General features: G+C 67.1%; 15 protein-coding genes. 9 read left to right on the plus strand and 6 right to left on the minus strand.

What is annotated here, in order from left to right; all coding sequences use genetic code 11:
• Nucleotides 1-31 precede the first annotated feature (31 nt).
• A complete protein-coding gene (gene dnaE / locus F0P95_RS14630) occupies nt 32-3,619 on the plus strand; it encodes a DNA polymerase III subunit alpha (protein ID WP_182334838.1) in 3,588 nt (1,195 codons plus the stop codon).
• A gap of 76 nt (nt 3,620-3,695) precedes the next feature.
• A complete protein-coding gene (locus F0P95_RS14635; RefSeq protein WP_054666848.1) occupies nt 3,696-4,655 on the plus strand; it encodes an acetyl-CoA carboxylase carboxyltransferase subunit alpha in 960 nt (319 codons plus the stop codon).
• A gap of 96 nt (nt 4,656-4,751) precedes the next feature.
• Here the strand turns inward: F0P95_RS14635 and F0P95_RS14640 are convergent, their stop codons facing one another.
• Nucleotides 4,752-5,207: a CopD family protein gene (locus tag F0P95_RS14640; protein WP_182334839.1), complete on the minus strand. Its 456-nt coding sequence runs from the start codon at nt 5,205-5,207 to the stop codon at nt 4,752-4,754.
• Nucleotides 5,208-5,269: 62 nt separating this feature from the next.
• Between F0P95_RS14640 and F0P95_RS14645 the strand changes: the two genes are divergently transcribed.
• Nucleotides 5,270-5,866 carry a class I SAM-dependent DNA methyltransferase gene (locus tag F0P95_RS14645; RefSeq protein WP_182334840.1) on the plus strand — a complete coding sequence of 199 codons (597 nt, stop codon included), beginning with the start codon at nt 5,270-5,272 and terminating at the stop codon, nt 5,864-5,866.
• 266 nt (nt 5,867-6,132) lie between these two features.
• Entirely contained in the window at nt 6,133-7,449 is a 1,317-nt protein-coding gene (locus F0P95_RS14650; RefSeq protein WP_054666853.1) for a polyhydroxyalkanoate depolymerase, read from the plus strand.
• A gap of 85 nt (nt 7,450-7,534) precedes the next feature.
• On the opposite strand, the gene F0P95_RS14655 is transcribed toward F0P95_RS14650, so the two are convergent.
• Nucleotides 7,535-8,533, minus strand: a complete 999-nt coding sequence (locus F0P95_RS14655) for a sensor domain-containing protein (protein WP_182334841.1) — start codon at nt 8,531-8,533, stop codon at nt 7,535-7,537.
• Entirely contained in the window at nt 8,530-8,895 is a 366-nt protein-coding gene (locus tag F0P95_RS14660) for a PadR family transcriptional regulator (protein ID WP_054666856.1), read from the minus strand. Before F0P95_RS14660 ends, F0P95_RS14655 begins: the two co-directional genes overlap by 4 nt.
• A 152-nt stretch (nt 8,896-9,047) precedes the next feature.
• Here F0P95_RS14660 and F0P95_RS14665 point away from each other — a divergent pair, with 152 nt between their 5' ends.
• Nucleotides 9,048-9,944 carry a peptidylprolyl isomerase gene (locus F0P95_RS14665; protein WP_182334842.1) on the plus strand — a complete coding sequence of 299 codons (897 nt, stop codon included), beginning with the start codon at nt 9,048-9,050 and terminating at the stop codon, nt 9,942-9,944.
• Nucleotides 9,945-10,065: 121 nt separating this feature from the next.
• Entirely contained in the window at nt 10,066-11,559 is a 1,494-nt protein-coding gene (locus F0P95_RS14670) for an ATP-dependent nuclease (protein WP_182334843.1), read from the plus strand.
• Nucleotides 11,560-11,724: 165 nt separating this feature from the next.
• On the opposite strand, the gene F0P95_RS14675 is transcribed toward F0P95_RS14670, so the two are convergent.
• On the minus strand, nt 11,725-12,600 hold the full coding sequence (locus F0P95_RS14675) for a DMT family transporter (RefSeq protein WP_182334844.1): 876 nt from the start codon (nt 12,598-12,600) through the stop codon (nt 11,725-11,727).
• Between the two features lie 186 nt (nt 12,601-12,786).
• On the opposite strand from F0P95_RS14675, the gene F0P95_RS14680 reads away from it, so the two are divergent.
• Both F0P95_RS14680 and F0P95_RS14685 read left to right on the plus strand, forming a co-directional pair.
• On the plus strand, nt 12,787-13,080 hold the full coding sequence (locus F0P95_RS14680; protein ID WP_054666860.1) for a hypothetical protein: 294 nt from the start codon (nt 12,787-12,789) through the stop codon (nt 13,078-13,080).
• A gap of 131 nt (nt 13,081-13,211) precedes the next feature.
• On the plus strand, nt 13,212-13,442 hold the full coding sequence (locus F0P95_RS14685; protein ID WP_056931454.1) for a hexameric tyrosine-coordinated heme protein: 231 nt from the start codon (nt 13,212-13,214) through the stop codon (nt 13,440-13,442).
• 37 nt (nt 13,443-13,479) lie between these two features.
• On the opposite strand, the gene F0P95_RS14690 is transcribed toward F0P95_RS14685, so the two are convergent.
• Together F0P95_RS14690 and F0P95_RS14695 are read right to left on the minus strand one after the other, a co-directional pair.
• Complete coding sequence (locus F0P95_RS14690) at nt 13,480-14,244, minus strand: DUF4349 domain-containing protein (RefSeq protein WP_182337019.1); 765 nt, start codon at nt 14,242-14,244, stop codon at nt 13,480-13,482.
• Between the two features lie 35 nt (nt 14,245-14,279).
• Entirely contained in the window at nt 14,280-14,636 is a 357-nt protein-coding gene (locus tag F0P95_RS14695; protein WP_182334845.1) for a GFA family protein, read from the minus strand.
• A gap of 107 nt (nt 14,637-14,743) precedes the next feature.
• Here F0P95_RS14695 and F0P95_RS14700 point away from each other — a divergent pair, with 107 nt between their 5' ends.
• Nucleotides 14,744-16,546 carry a DUF885 domain-containing protein gene (locus F0P95_RS14700; protein WP_182334846.1) on the plus strand — a complete coding sequence of 601 codons (1,803 nt, stop codon included), beginning with the start codon at nt 14,744-14,746 and terminating at the stop codon, nt 16,544-16,546.
• Nucleotides 16,547-16,646: the final 100 nt, after the last annotated feature.

The following is a 16,646-nucleotide window of genomic DNA, read 5'->3' on the forward strand; positions in this document are numbered from 1 at the left end:
CTACCCTGCCCTTTCACCGCAGTGATCCGGCATGAGCACTCCCCGCTTCGTCCACCTCCACGTCCACACCGAATTCTCGATGGTGGACTCCACCATCCGCGTCCCGGCCAAGCCGGACCAGGCCGACCCGAAGAAGGCCAAGCAGGCCAACCTCCTCAGCCGTTCGGTGGAAATGCAGGCGCCGGCGCTTGCGGTCACCGACCTGAACAACATGTTCGCGCTGGTGAAGTTCTACAAGGCCGCCGAAGGCGTGGGCATCAAGCCCATCGCCGGTGCCGATGTGCTGATCGCCGAGGATGGCCACGACCCGTGGCGCATGACCCTGTTGTGCCGCGACCGCGACGGCTACCTGAGCCTGTCGCGCCTGCTCAGCCGTGCCTGGCTGGAAGGCCATCGCCCCGAGGGCGGCGTTGCCGTCCACCCGCAATGGCTGAAGGACGGCTGCCACAACCTGTTCGCGCTGGCCGGGCGCCAGAGCCTGGCCGGGCGCCTGGCCGGCGAAGGCCGCCATGACCTGGCCGAACAGCAGCTGGCCGACTGGCAGCGCGTGTTCGGCGATGGCCTGCACCTGGAGCTGACCCGCACCGGCCGCGACGGCGAGGAAGCGTTCAACCAGTTCGCGCTGATGGCCGCCGGCCAGCGCGGCCTGCCGGTGATCGCCAGCAACGACGTGCGCTTCCTGTCGCCGCAGGACTTCGACGCGCACGAGGCGCGGGTGTGCATCTCCACCGGCCGCGTGCTCGACGACCCCAAGCGCCCGCGCGAGTACAGCCGCGAGCAGTACCTGAAGTCGCCGCAACAGATGTGCGAGCTGTTCGCCGACATCCCCGACGCCATCGACAACACGCTGGCGCTGGCGCAGCGCTGCAACGTCGAAATGCGGCTGGGTACCTACTTCCTGCCCAACTACCCGGTGCCCGACGACGAGACCCTGGACACCTGGATCCAGAAGCAGTCGCGCGAAGGCCTGGAAGAACGCCTGCAGAAGAACCCGCTGGCGCCGGGCATGACCCGCGAGGACTATTTCGAGCGGCTCGAATTCGAGCTCGACACCATCATCAAGATGGGCTTCCCCGGCTACTTCCTGATCGTGGCCGACTTCATCCAGTGGGGAAAGAACCAGGGCATCCCGATCGGCCCGGGCCGCGGCTCGGGCGCCGGCTCGCTGGTGGCGTGGGCGCTGAAGATCACCGACCTGGACCCGCTGCCGTACAACCTGCTGTTCGAGCGCTTCCTCAACCCGGAACGTGTGTCGATGCCCGACTTCGACATCGACTTCTGCATGGACCGCCGCGACGAGGTGATCGACTACGTCGCGCGCAAGTACGGCCGCGAGCGGGTCAGCCAGATCATCACCTACGGCACCATGGCGGCCAAGGCGGTGGTGCGCGATTCCGGGCGCGTGCTCGGCTTCCCGTACGGCCTGGTCGACGGCGTGTCCAAGCTGATCCCCAACATCCTCGGCATCGGCCTGAAGGACGCGCTGGGCAAGGGCAAGGAAGGACCGGATTCGGAAATGGCCTCGGCCGAGCTGATCCAGCGCTACCAGAGCGAGGACGACGTCCGCGACCTGATCGACCTGGCGCTGCAGCTGGAAGACCTGACCCGCAACGCCGGCAAGCACGCCGGCGGCGTGGTGATCGGGCCCGAGCCGCTGTCCGAGTTCTGCCCGCTGTACGCCGAACACGACGAAGGCAGCCTGGGCAAGAACCCGGTCACCCAGTTCGACAAGAACGACGTGGAGGAAGTGGGCCTGGTGAAGTTCGACTTCCTCGGCCTGCGCACGCTGACCATCATCGACTGGGCGGTGAAGGCGATCAACCGGCGCCACGAACGCGCCGGCATCCCGCCGGTGGACATCGCCGCGATCCCGCTCGACGACGCGCCCACCTACAAGGACATCTTCGCCAACGGCAACACCGGCGCGGTGTTCCAGTTCGAATCCTCGGGCATGCGCCGGCTGCTGAAGGACGCGCGCCCGGACCGCTTCGAGGACCTGATCGCGCTGGTGTCGCTGTACCGCCCCGGCCCGATGGACCTGATTCCCTCGTTCAACGCGCGCAAGCACGGCCAGGAAGAGATCATCTATCCCGATCCACGCACCGAAGCCATCCTGAAGGACACCTACGGCATCATGGTGTACCAGGAGCAGGTGATGCAGATGGCGCAGATCGTCGGCGGTTACTCGCTGGGCGGCGCCGACCTGCTGCGCCGCGCGATGGGCAAGAAGGTGCCGGCGGAGATGGCCAAGCACCGCGAGATCTTCCGCGAAGGCGCGGCCAAGGGCGGCGTCGACGGCCCCAAGGCCGACGAGATCTTCGACCTCATGGAGAAGTTCGCCGGCTACGGCTTCAACAAGTCGCACGCCGCCGCCTACGCCCTGGTCAGCTACCAGACCGCCTGGCTCAAGCGCCACTACCCGGCCGAGTTCATGGCCGCGACGCTGTCCTCGGACATGGACAACACCGACAAGGTGGTCGGCTTCCTGGCCGAGGTACGCAACCTCGGCCTGCGCGTGGAGCCGCCACGGGTCAACGAATCGGCCTACATGTTCGAGGCGTCCTCCGCCGACACCATCCGTTACGGACTGGGCGCGATCAAGGGCGTCGGCCAGGGCGCCTGCGAAGCGGTGGTGGCCGAGCGCCTGCGCGGCGGCGAGTATGGCTCGCTGCTGGATTTCTGCGCGCGGGTGGAATCGGCCAAGCTCAACCGGCGCACCCTGGAGGCGATGATCCAGTGCGGCGCGCTCGACGGCCTCGGCCGCAACCGCGCTTCGCTGATGCTGCAGTTGCCCGAGGTGCTCAAGGCCACCGACCAGATGGCGCGCGAGAAGGCATCGGGCCAGAACTCGCTGTTCGGCGCGCCCGACCCGGTCAACGCCGCCGCGCAGCTGGACCTGCCGGAAAGCCGCGAATGGCCGGTGGCGCAGCTGCTGGGCGGCGAGCGCGAGACGCTGGGCTTCTACCTCAGCGGCCATCCGTTCGACCCGTATGCCGACGACGTCAAGGAACTGGTCGGCACCGACCTGGGCGCGCTGGACAAACTGGTGGCCCCGGCACCGCCGCCGCGCGACGGCGAAAAGCGCGGCTGGCGCCAGGAAGCGCAGGTGATCTTGGCCGGCATGGTCGTGGGCATGCGCCGCAAGGGCGACAGCCAGGTGTTCGTGCAGCTGGAGGACGGCAAGGGCCGGGTCGAGTGCAGCGCCTTCTCCGATGGCCTGGCCGAATTCGGCCACCTGATGACCAAGGACCGCATCCTGGTGGTCAAGGGCGGCCTGCGCGAGGACGAATTCAACGGCGGCTATGCGCTGCGCATCCGCCAGTGCTGGGATTTCGAGCAGCTGTGCGCCGACCACGCGGTGCGCCTGTCGCTGCGCGTGGACGGCCGCGGCGGCCCCATCTGGCAGCGCATCGAGCCGCTGCTGGCCACGCATCGCCCCGGACGCACGCCGATCCGCCTGGACCTGCTGCTGAAGGGCAGGGACGGCGGTGTCGCCGGCATGCTCGACCTCGGCGGCGCCGGTGCGGTGCGGGTCAGCACGCAACTGCTCGACGCCCTGCGCGAGGACCCGGCGGTACGCCGCGTCAAGCTCGCCTACAGCCCGCCCTGGGCCAGCTGAAGGTCCGGACGGCCGCGTACGGGTGCGCCCGACGCGTTCGGCTACACTTCCCCACTTTCATTCAAGACGGTTTCCGATGAACCCGAATTACCTCGACTTCGAGCAGCCCATCGCCGATCTGGAAGCCAAGATCCAGGAGCTGCGCAGCGCCAGCGCCGGCCCGGCGGTCAATGTCGAGGCCGAGGTCCGGGCGCTGGAGGACAAGCTGCGCCTGCGTACCGCGCAGATCTTCCGCAACCTCTCCTCCTGGCAGGTGCTGCAGGTCGCGCGCCACCCCTCGCGCCCCTACACCATGGATTACATCGGCATCTTCTGCGACGAATTCCAGGAGCTGGCCGGCGACCGTGCCTTCGCCGACGACAAGGCCATCGTCGGCGGGCTGGCCCGCATCGGCGGCCGCCCGGTGATGCTGATCGGCCACCAGAAGGGCCGCGACACCAAGGAAAAGATCAAGCGCAACTTCGGCATGCCCAAGCCCGAGGGCTACCGCAAGGCGCTGCGCCTGATGAAGATGGCCGAGCGCTTCGGGCTGCCGGTACTGACCCTGATCGACACCGCCGGCGCCTGGCCGGGCATCGACGCCGAGGAGCGCGGCCAGTCCGAGGCCATCGCCCGCAACCTGATGGAAATGGCCGAGCTCAAGGTGCCGGTCATCTGCACCGTGATCGGCGAGGGCGGCTCCGGCGGCGCGCTGGCGCTGGGCGTGGGCGACCGCACGGTGATGCTGGAATACAGCGTCTATTCGACCATCAGCCCGGAAGGCTGCGCCTCGATCCTGTGGAAGGACGCCGGCAAGAACAAGGAAGCGGCCGAGCAGCTGGGCATGACCGCGCCGCGGCTGAAGCAGCTGGGCCTGATCGACAAGCTCGTGCGCGAGCCGATCGGCGGCGCCCACCGCAACCCGAAGCAGATGGGCCGGCGCCTGAAGGCGGTCCTGCTCAACGAACTGGACGCGCTGGAAAAGCTGCCGGTCGACGAGCTGCTGGCCAGGCGCTATGCGCGACTGCGCGGCTATGGCGCCTACGAGGCCGCCTGAGCCTGCTGCGGTATGGCACTGGAAAGAGGCCGGCATCCGCCGGCCTTTTTCGTTTCCGTTTCCGTTTCCAGTGCGGTGCGCATGCCGGCAGGCGGGTCAGAACGGCTTGGCCAGCACCAGGTAGACGATGGCGATGAACAGCACCAGCGGCAGCTCGTTGAACCAGCGCAGCGCGCGCGACGACGGCAGCGCGCGGCCGCTGTCCACGCCCTTGAGCCAGCGCCCGGTGAAGATGAAATACACCAGCAGCAGCACGACCAGGCCGAGCTTGGCATGCAGCCAGCCGGCGGCGCCGGGGGCGACCATGGTCGGGAAGTCCGGCAGCACCCGGTAGCCCAGCCACAGCACCAGGCCGAGTACGAAGGCCAGGCCGAACATGACGTGGCCGAAACGGTACAGGCGCCGGCCCATCAGCTGCAGGCGCTGCCCGACCTGCGCCTGCCCGGCCGCCTCGGCGATGTTGACCAGGATCCGCGGCAGGTAGAACACCGCGGCCATCCACGCCACCACGAACACGATGTGGAAGGTCTTCACCCAGAAATACGACTGCATGCACTGGCTCCATCGGCGGCGTAGGATGGCCGCATTTTCGCCCATCCGCCGCCGACACGCACATGCAGGAAAAGCAATACGACGCCGCCTATTTCAACCATTGGTACCGCCGCGGCGACATCGGCGGGCCGGCGCGGCTGGCACGCAAGGTGCACCTGGCCGTGGCCACCGCCGAGTACTACCTGGAGCGTCCGATCCGCAGCGTGCTCGACATCGGCTGCGGCGAAGGCGCGTGGCGTGCGCCGCTGCTCAAGCTGCGGCCGAAGCTGCAGTACATGGGCTTCGATGGCAGCGAATACGCCGTGCAGCGCTACGGCCGCACCCGCAACCTGCACCTGGCGCGCTTCGGCGATTTCCAATGGCTGCGCCCGTGCGCGCCGGTCGACCTGCTGGTCTGCGCCGACGTCATGCACTACGTGCCCAGCCGCGAACTGCGCCAGGGCCTGCCCGGGCTGGCCGAGCTGTGCGGCGGCGTGGCGTTCCTGGAAACCTTCGCCGCCGAGGACGCGTTCCATGGCGATCACCAGGGATTCCAGTCGCGCCCGGCGCGTTGGTACCGCCGCCAGCTGGCGCAGGCCGGCTTCCGCGCGGCCGGCTCGCACTGCTGGCTGGGCCCGCACTGCGCCGACGAGGTGGCCGCATTGGAGAGCGGCGGCTGAGCCCGGCACACGCCATCGCGCCGCGCTGTCGCCCCACGGTCTGCGCCGCAGACCGCGGGGCCCGTCTTTCGCCTGCCACACCCCGCGCCTTTCGGCGCGCCCCCTGACTCAAGGGCTTTTCTCCAGACACTTTCCGCTGGTACGGGTCGATCCCGCGCGGCAGGCCGTATCCCACAGGCCCCACATCCGTCATTCTCCGCTTAACGCCGCACCCGCCTGTTTGCGCTATGCTGCATGGCACCATATGACCATACATATTGCCCGGCATGCTCTATCAACTGCATGAGATGACCCGCAACCTGCTCGCGCCCTGGGTCCACCAGGCGCAGGCCAACGCGGCGTTCTTCAACACCCCGGGGCACTGGTGGTCGTCCATGCCCGGCGCCGACCGGCTGGCGGCGATGAACGAACTGTTCCACCGCCTCGGCAAGGATTACGAGAAGCCGGAGTGGGACATCCACGAGCTGGAGCTCGACGGCGAAGTCGTGCCCGTGGCCCAGCTCACCGAACTGGAAAAGCCGTTCTGCCGCCTGCTGCGCTTCAAGCGCCACAGCAACGACGGCGCCCGTGTCGAAGCCCTGCTGGCCCAGCCTGCGGTGCTGGTGGTGGCGCCATTGTCCGGCCACCACGCCACCCTGCTGCGCGATACCGTGCGTACGCTGCTGCGCGACCACCGCGTGTATGTCACCGACTGGGTCGACGCGCGCATGGTGCCGGTGGAACAGGGCGAGTTCGGCCTGGACGACTACGTCGAGTACGTGCAGGCGTTCATCCGCCACCTCGGCGCGGCCAACCTGCACGTGGTCAGCGTCTGCCAGCCGACCGTACCGGTCCTGGGCGCGGTCGCGCTGATGGCCGGCCGCGGCGAAACCACGCCGCGCTCGCTGGTGATGATGGGCGGGCCGATCGACGCACGCCGCAGCCCCACCGCGGTCAACAACCTGGCCACGCGCAACCCGCTGTCGTGGTTCGAGAACAACGTCATCCACACCGTGCCGGCGCCCTACCCCGGGCAGGGCCGGCGCGTGTACCCCGGCTTCCTGCAGCACGCCGGCTTCGTGGCGATGAACCCCAGCCGCCACCTGATGTCGCATTGGGACTTCTACACCGACCTGGTCAAGGGCGACCTGGACGACGCCAATGCCCACCGCCGCTTCTACGACGAATACAACGCGGTGCTGGACATGCCCGCGCGCTTCTACCTGGACACCATCCGCGTGGTGTTCCAGGAGTTCCTGCTGCCGCGCGGACAGTGGCACGTGCGTGGCGAACGCGTGGATCCGTCGGCGATCCGCGACACCGCGCTGCTGAGCATCGAGGGCGAGCTGGACGACATCGCCGGCCTCGGCCAGACCGAAGCCGTGCAGGCGCTGTGCACCGGCATCCCGGCGGCGCGCCGCAGCCACTTCATCGTCGAGGGCGCCGGCCACTACGGCATCTTCAGCGGCCGCCGCTGGCGCGAGGTGGTGTACCCGAAGGTGCGCGACTTCTTCATCGCGCAATCGCAGCCGGCCGCGGCGAAGAAACCGCGCAAGGCCGCCGCCAGCAACGTCACCCCGCTGCGCCGCCGCGCGCAGCGCTGAAGCCCGGCGCGCCGCGGGCGTTGCCATCGCCACAAAGAAAAACGGGGCACACAGGTGCCCCGTCTGGCTGGATCCGGTCTGTGGCTTACAACCGCACCAGCAGATGCTTGGCGATGGCGCCATGCAGCCTGCCGATGGCGCGCGCCAGGTGCAGGGTCGCGAACAGCAGCACCAGTCCCGCGGCCATCGCCAGCGGCCACAGCCACACGCCATCGCCCACGTTGACGTCGTTGATCCAGAGGTTGACGGGCTGGTCCAGGGCCACATCGGCCAGCGGTGCGAACAGCAGTGCCAGCGAGGTCGAAAGCAGGGTCGTGGCGATGCTGAAGTAGACCACGCCCAGCGGCAGCATCAGCACGAAGTACAGCATCGTCAGCCAGGTGCGGACGTCGGTGAACATCGCGCCGATCCGCGCCAGCCAGCCCTGGCTCCTGTCCGTGTACATCGGCCGGCGCGGCATGCGCACGCCCAGCAGCGCCTCGATGATGCGGCCCTCCACCAGCGAAAGCACCCGCACCGATCCCAGGAACAGCAGCAGCACCGGGATGCCGATGATCAGGATCATCAGCGACACCGACAGCGACAGCCCGGTCACCACCCAGGTGAAGAAGAACACGCCGGTGACCAGCGACAGCAGCATGTAGAACAGCGCGCCATAGGTATGCGGGTCCAGCACCACGCCGAAGAAGCGCGCGGCCGCCGAGCGCGGCCTGGCCGCGACCGGGCCGGCCGGGCCGGCCCCGGCTGCCGCGGCGGCGACGCCCGGCGCGACCGCGGCAACCGGCGGTGGCAGCGGCCGGCGACCGGGCGACGGCGTGCGCAGCGCGCGGTTCACCGTCACCTCTGTCTCGCGGTAGATCTCGGCCACCTCCTCCGGCGCGCCGTAGCTGCCGGCGACACCGGCGATCACGTCGGCCTCGCTCTTGCCGGGCTGCTCGGCCAGCTCCGAGCGCAGGTACTCCTCCGCGTCGTACAGCGCGTCCTGGATCATCGCCGGGTCGGCACCGGCCAGCGCGGCGCGCAGCTGCTCCAGGTATTCGGGAATCGTGGTCGGCAGCGGCCGTGCGTTGGTCTCGTTGTTCATCGTTCGACTCCCTCCAGTACGGACTCCAGCGAGTCCCGGGTGGCATTCCAGGCCGCGATCCACTGCCTGAGCACGGCGCGGCCCTCGTCATTGATGCGGTAGTAGCGCCGGGGTGGCCCGGCCACCGACGGCTCGACATGGCTTTCCAGCAGGCCGGCGCCTTCCAGGTTGCGCAGTACCGGGTACAGCGCGCTCTGCTTGCCGCTGAGCACGCCGTCGCCGGTGCGCTCCAGTTCCTTGGCGATCAGGTAGCCGTACAGCGGCTCCCCCGCCTTGGCCAGTACCGCCAGCAACGCCAGCGACACCGTGCCGGCGCTGAGCTCCTTCTGGAATTTGCGCAGTTGGGCTTCGAACTCACCCATCGCCTTGCTCCTGCCAACTAGCCTGAAGCCAACACTATTACTCACTTCGCTATAGCGGATGTGCCGGTAGTCACCCCACTCCCGGCACGGTCTGGCGGCGGCCCCGGGCGATCCCGCAGAATCGACCCACACCCGATCACGGAACGCGCCCGATGACGCTACGCCCGACCCTGCTGGCCCTGGCCCTGATGCTGTCACCGCTGCCTGCGCTGGCCGCCGACGCGCCGGCCAAGTACCGCAGCGCACAGGAGATCCTGGCCGCCTCGCCGGACAGCGACTGGCACGTGCCCGCCGCCGACAACCTGCTGTACATGGACCTGGACGGCGGCCGGGTCATCATCGAACTGGCCCCTGGATTCGCCCCCGAACACGCCGGCAACATCCGCACCCTGGCACGCGAAGGCTTCTGGAACGGCACCAGCATCTATCGTTCGCAGGACAACTTCGTGGTCCAGTTCGGCGACGCCGATGCCGACGACCCGGCCAGGGCGCGGCCGCTGGGCAGTGCCAGGACCCACCTGCCGGCCGAGTTCCAGCGGCCCGCGCGGGGGCTGGCGTTCACCGCGCTGCCCGACCGCGACGGCTGGGCCGCGAAAACCGGTTTCGTCGGCGACTTCGCCGTCGCCAGCGACGGCGAACACACCTGGCTGGCGCACTGCTACGGCGCGGTCGGCGCCGGCCGCAACAACGACGAGGACAGCAGCATCGGCGCCGAGCTGTACGTGGTCACCGGGCAGTCGCCGCGCCAGCTCGACCGCAACATCACCCTGGTCGGGCGCGTGCTCAAGGGCATGGAACTGCTCAGCACGATCAAACGCGGGCCCGAACCGATGGGCTTCTACGAGGACACCGCGCAGCGCACGCCGATCAGATCCATTCGCCTGGCCAGCGCCGTGCCGGCCGCCGAGCGCACGCCGCTACGGGTGCTGCGCACCGACTCCAGGACCTTCGCCGATATGGTGGAGGCCCGCCGCAACCGCCGCGACGACTTCTACAAGCGCGCGGCCGGCCATATCGACCTGTGCAACATTCCGCTGCCGGTACGGTAAATACCGCAGCGGCATAGCAAGCTTAAGACCTGGGACGTTCGCACTAGAACCCGATTGAAATACGCCAGCAGAACACGCAATTTTTATAGAGATATGTCCAAAAGGAGCAATTAGGAAAGCCATGGAACGCAGCGAAATTCGAGAATCAACGAAGCTCGACCTACTCAAGAAGGTCCGAGACAACGACTATGGAAAGTATCTCTACAAAGCGAGCATCCAAAAGATCAGAGGGTTCTCGGGCGAGGACATTACTTTTGAATTCCCTGTGACAGCACTGATTGGACCCAATGGCAGCGGCAAGTCTTCCGTACTTGGGGTGGCAGGATGCGCGTACAAACCAATCAAGCCTGGATACTTCTTTCCGAAGAGTGCGATCGGTGATGAATCGATGGCCGGATGGCGAGTGGAGTATGAACTCGTAGACAAGTCGCTGAGTGCGAGACAGCTGATAAAAAGAAACAGCAACTTCCGTCAAGCGAAGTGGGTCCGCGCCGACGTCGCAGACAGGGCAGTCCTCTTCTTCGGAATCGAACGAACGGTACCTGCTGGCGAAAAATCCAAGTTCAAGAAACTCACAAAGTCTTCTTACATTCACCGAAGTGCGATGGAGTCACTCAAACCAGAAGTAGTGCGCCAAATTCAGCACGTACTTGGAAAGTCCGTTTCCGACTTCAAAATCACGACGGTCGGCCATGGCGACAAATTTCTTGTCGGCAAAAATGGCGACCACAAGTACTCCGAATTCCACTTCGGCGCCGGCGAATCATCAATCATTAGAATGATCAATGAAATTGAACAAGCACCAAATAACGCACTAATAATTATCGAAGAAATAGAAAATGGACTTCACCCAATTGCCACGAGGCGAATGGTTGAATACCTCATTGACGTAGCGGAACGAAAGGCGCTTCAAGCAGTTTTCACAACCCATAGTGATTACGCACTACTGCCACTTCCAAACGAAGGCATCTGGGCCTGCATCGACGGAAAACTCAAGCAGGGCAAACTTTCAGTTGAAGCGCTTCGCGCTGTTTCTGGCCGAGTCGATCGCGCTCTCGCTATCTTTGTCGAAGACGAATTTGCTAAGCACTGGGTTAATGCGATTCTTCGTGAGAAGCTTGGCACGGAATTCGAGCAGGTTGAAGTGCACGCAGTCGCCGGAGACGGCACTGCAGTCAGCATTCACAAGGCTCATGCTCGCAACCCATCCATCTCATTCAAGTCTCTTTGCATCATTGATGGCGACTCAAAGCAAAGCGGCGAAGAAGATGCTGCAAACGGGATCATCAGACTGCCCGGATCTCAACCAGAACTCAGTGTCTATGAAGATGTTCGCAACAACATCGACAGGGATCTCGCGGTTCTCACAGTGTCTTGCCAGCGCCCTCCGGAGGCGCAGGCAACTGTGCAGCAAGCTTTGGAGGAGATTCTCCATACCAACAGGGATCCACACCTGCTATTTGTACAACTGGGGATCAAAATAGGGTTTGTTCCCGAGAACATTGTAAGAGGTGCATTCTTCGCCCTATGGGTGAGAAACAACAAGGCATTTTGCGATTCACTCGCCCAGAGAGTAATAGACTTGCTCGACCAGGCACATAAGAAAAGATCTTAGATTCACTACTAAAAATCGCTGCAGGAGGTGCGATCCCTCGCGCCTCCTGCAGCCAACATCCGCCATTACGCGAGCCGGAAAATAGTATCTTGCTAAGGATTAGCAAAACCCTCCTCAACAGGCTCCTTAGCCGTTTAGTCGGCGGCGGGTATACGATCACTAATCTCAGCCCTTCTGGCTGACGGCCACGCTGCCCAGGATCAGGCCGCCGGCGAGCAGCATCTGCAGGGTCACCGGCTCGCCCAGGAACAGCCAGGCGAACAGCGCCCCGAACAGCGGGATCAGGTAGGTGACGGTGGCCGCGCGCGAGGGCCCGACCCGGCCGATCAGGCGGTAGAACACCAGGAACGCCAGCCCGGTGCAGACGATGCCCAGAGCGATGGCGCTGGCCCACGATGCCGCCGATACCGGCTGCCGCGGCCAGTGGTTCAAGGCCATCGGCAGCATCCACAACGCGGCGCAGCCCAGCGTGGCCGCGGCCGATGCGGCCGGCGGCAGCCCGCTCATGTGGCGGCGGACCAGGTTGGCCCCCACCCCGTACAGCAGCGCCGCCACCGTGCCGGCCGCCACCGCCGTACCGATCGCCAGCCCCGAGACTTTCGCCGTGGCCAGCACCACGACCCCGGAGAAGCCGACCAGCAGCGCGAGCGCCCGGCGCGGGCCGATTTTCTCGCCGAAGAACAGATACCCGACCAGGGCGGCGAACAACACGGTCATCGCGTTGCAGATCGCGCCGATCGCCGCCGGCGCACGCTGCGCCGCCCAGGCGAACAGCACGAACGGCAGTGCCGAATTGATCAGGCCGATGGGGGCCAGCCACAGCCAGCGCCGCGCCGGGAACAGGGCCCGCGCGCGCCACAGGAAGGGCATCAGCACCAGCGCGCCGAGCAGCAGCCGCACCTCCACCAGCGCATAGGGGCCGAAATCCGGCACCGCGATGCGCATGAACAGGAACGATGCGCCCCACACCATGCCCAGGCCCAGCAGCTCCAGCGGCGTGGACCAGTCGCGCGCCACCGGCGCCGGTGTCGCCCCGCTCATGGCCCCGGCCCCATCGCCACTGTCTCCGCCCGCACCACGCACGCCATGGACATCCCTCCGTTGGTGGAACGCAAGCATCCCTGCAACCGCGCCCGCTGACAAACAGCGCGTGCCCGCACCAGCGCACTTCACGTTCCCTTGCCCGGCGACTGCCCAGGCTGGGGCCCCCTTCCCACGGAGTTTCCCATGCCCCTGCTGCGCATCCGCATCACCGGCAACGCCGACGACGCCCTGGCCGTGAGCGACCTGCTGCACGGCCTGGAAGGCATCGAGCACGTCGAGGAAACCGACGACCTGATGCCGCACATGGACGATGAGGACTCCAGCTCGGCCGGCCTGTCCGATGACATCGGCCCCGGCATCCACGAGCTGGAAGTCGAGATCGGCAACGCCGCCACTGCGCAGAAGGCGCGGCGGGCGGTGGAACTGCTGGCCCGCGAACGCGGGCTGGTCATCGAATACGAGCACGACGAGGGCTGAGCCGCGCGGCAGGCACGGCCACCGCCGGGAGAAGCAGCGCGTCGCCGGCGCGGTTTGATCCAGGTCAAGACATCGCGGCCGGTGGCAGCGCACATTCCGCTGTCCACCCACCGCTACAGGAGAGCACCGCGATGACCGACCATTGGCTCGACACCCTCATCACCGCCACCCCGCAGGAAGGCTTCGAGCTTGCGGTCCTGTTGAGCCGCCGCAGCGTCAAGTACACCCAGCCCGACCTGTCCATCCTGCAGAAGCTGCGCCCGGAGTACGCCGATTCCGCCGATGGCCTGACCGCCGCCGCGCAGGTCCTGGCGCTCAACTTCCAGACGGTGGCCGCCGCCAACAACTACTGGCGGCCGTGAGATCGCAGGGCGCACTCCGGTGCGCCCTGCGACCGGCTCACCCCCGCTGCTGGCGCCGGCGTCGGCGCCACAGCTTCAATCCGCCCCACAGCAGCACCGCAGCGACCAGCAGCGGCGGCAGCAGGCCGGCAACGATGCGGATCAGGTAGGCCAGGCTGGTGGTGAAGATGCTGCCGAACTCGCCCAGCGCGCGGCCGATCTCGCTGCGGCTACGCTGGCTGCTGGTCGAATCCAGCTGGATGGTCAGCTTCTGCGTGTCGATGCGCCGGTGCTGCTGGGCGGCATCGCGCCCGGCCTGCTCCAGCGCGGCCTCGATCTCGGCCAGGCGCCGGGAAATGGCCAGCAGGTCGGCCACCGCCAGGTCCCTGCGCTGCTGGTATTCGCCCAGGCGCGCGTGTTCGCCCTTGAGCCGCGCCTGGGCCAGGCGCGTGTCGGCCACCTGCTGCGCCAGGTCCTCGGCACGGGTGTCGCGGCGTATCGTTTCGCCCTTCTCGCTGGCCAGGGCGATCATCGGCTCCACGCCCTGCGGCGCAATCCGCAGCTCGATCGAGCCCGAAGCGGCGTCGCCGCCGGCCTGCGCCAGCTGCAGCACCGCGCAGTCGCCGAACTTCGCGCTCTGGCAGGCCTCGGCCAGCGCCTTCAGCCGCGGCCCGATCTGCGCGCCGGGCAGCTGCAGCTGCAGCGTGTGTTCATAGGCCAGGAACGCGCCTTCCGGCGACGCCAGCGCCACCTCGGCGGCGACGCCCGCGGCCTCGGCGCCGTGCCTGGTGCAGCCGGCGCCCAACGCCAGTGCCAGCAGCATGCCGGCCAGCAGCCACGGCCGGCGCCGCGCCGCCGTCACCGGCTGGCCCCGTCGTAGTGCCTGACTTCCAGTGCGTCCAGATCGACCTGCGGCACGCAGCGCAGGTTGATCGCCACGGTCGGCTGGCCGCTGCGCGGGTCCACCGCCTCGCTGAACGGGGCCACGCCGCAGACGCGGCAATGGTGGTGGTCGATGTGCCCGGAATTGAAGCGGTAGCTTTCCAGGTGGGCCGGATCGGTCCTGAGCTCGAAACCGCTGCGCGGGCCGAACCACAGCAGCGAACCGCGCCGCCGGCAGATCGAACAGTTGCAGGACACCGCGCTGGCGATCGGCTCGGCCGATTCGAAAGCGAACGCGATGCGTCCGCAGTGGCAGCTGCCTTCGTAATGCATCGCACGACCTCCACGGGGCTGTCTGGCGGCCATGGTAAGCCAATGGCATGGGCGTCCGCCGCGATGCTGGCCTATCCTGCGCCATTCCCTCCGCAACAGGTATCCCGATGCGCAAGCACCTGCTCGCCGCCGCCCTGCTCGCCAGCCTGGCCGGTTGCCAGAACAGCGACGCCCCGTCCTCCCCGTCCGCCACCACCGAACAGGCCGGCCAGAGCCAGGCCGACGCGCAGTTCGCCGAACTGTCGAAGAAGGCGCTCGATACCTGGATGCAGCTGTCCCCGGTCAGCGCCACCCAGATCGGCGACCACCGTTACGACGCCGAGCTGGATGACCTGAGCGCCGCCGGCCAGCAGAAGGGCCTGGAGGCCAGCAAGGCGCTGCTCGCCGAGCTGGACAGGATCGACACCAGCAAGCTCGGCCGCGAGAACCAGGTGGACGCCGCGATCCTGCGCAACCAGCTGCAGTCCGATATCTGGGGCAACGAAACCCTGCAGTCGTGGCAGTGGGACCCGCAGGTCTATACCGGCCTGGCCGGCAGCGCCATCTACGGCCTGATGGCGCGCGAGTTCGCGCCGCTGCCCGAGCGCCTGAAGTCGGCCACCGCGCGCATCGAGAAGATCCCGCAGATCTTCGCCGCCGCACGCGCCAACCTCGACCCGGCCCGTGTACCGAAGATCCACGCCGAAACCGTGGCCAAGCAGAACCGCGGCATCCTCAGCCTGGTCGAGACCTTCATCGTCCCCAACATCGGCCAGCTCGAAGCCGCCGACCAGGAACGCCTGAAGGCCGCCATCGCCACGCTGACCACCGCCGTCGAAGAGCAGCAGACCTGGCTGGACAAGACCCTGGTACCCAACGCCAAGGGCGAGTTCCGGATCGGTGCGGAGAAGTACGACCAGAAGCTGAAGTTCTCGCTCAATTCCTCGCTGTCGCGCGCGGAGATCGGCGAGCGCGCCCGCGCCGAGCTGACCCGCGTACGCAAGGACATGTACGGCATCGCCCAGGTGGTGCTGAAGGACAAGCCGGGTGCGCCGGAAATGCCGGCCGACCCGACCGACGAACAGCAGCAGAAGGCGATCGAGGCCGCGCTGGAACTGGCCTATGCCGACAAACCGGCGCGCGACAAGGTCGTCGACGATGCCAAGGCGGCGCTGGACCAGTCCACCGAGTTCGTGCGCACGCATGACCTGGTGACCCTGCCGGACGCGCCGGTGGACATCATCCTGATGCCCGAGTTCCAGCGCGGCGTGGCGGTGGCCTACTGCGACTCGCCCGGCCCGCTGGACAAGAACCTGAAGACCTTCTACGCGGTCTCGCCGATTCCGGAGGACTGGAACGACAAGCAGGTCGATTCGTTCCTGCGCGAATACAACAGCCGCATGATCCACCTGCTGTCGATCCACGAGGGCACCCCGGGCCATTACCTGGAAGGCTGGCACTCGGGCAAGTTCCCCTCCACCCTGCGCGCGGTGCTGCGCTCGGGCCTGTTCGCCGAGGGCTGGGCGGTCTACACCGAACGCATGATGCAGGAACAGGGCTACCTGGACAGCGACCCGCTGTTCCACCTGGTGCAGCTCAAGTTCTACCTGCGCACGATTGCCAACGCCATCCTCGACCAGGGTGTGCACGTGGACAACTGGAGCCGCGAGCAGGCGATGCAGCTGATGACCCACGACGCCTTCCAGCAGGAGAGCGAGGCCGCGGGCAAGTGGGTGCGCGCGCAGCTGACCTCGGCGCAGCTGCCGACCTACTTCGTCGGCGCGCAGGAGCACTTCGACACCCGCAAGGCGGTGCAGGACAAGCTCGGCGCGGACTTCAAGCTCAAGGCCTACCACGACCAGATCCTGTCCTACGGCGCGCCGCCGGTGCGCTTCGCGCGCCAGCTGATGCTGGACCAGCCGATCGAGTAACCGCCCCGCGAGGGGATGCGCGAAGGCCCGGGGATTCCCGGGCCTTCGTCGTTGCGGCGCCGGCCAGCACCGCCGCGGCCCCGCGCATGCCGGTACGCGA

Origin of the sequence: Stenotrophomonas acidaminiphila (assembly GCF_014109845.1) — a bacterium.
In the GTDB taxonomy this organism is placed as follows: domain Bacteria; phylum Pseudomonadota; class Gammaproteobacteria; order Xanthomonadales; family Xanthomonadaceae; genus Stenotrophomonas; species Stenotrophomonas acidaminiphila.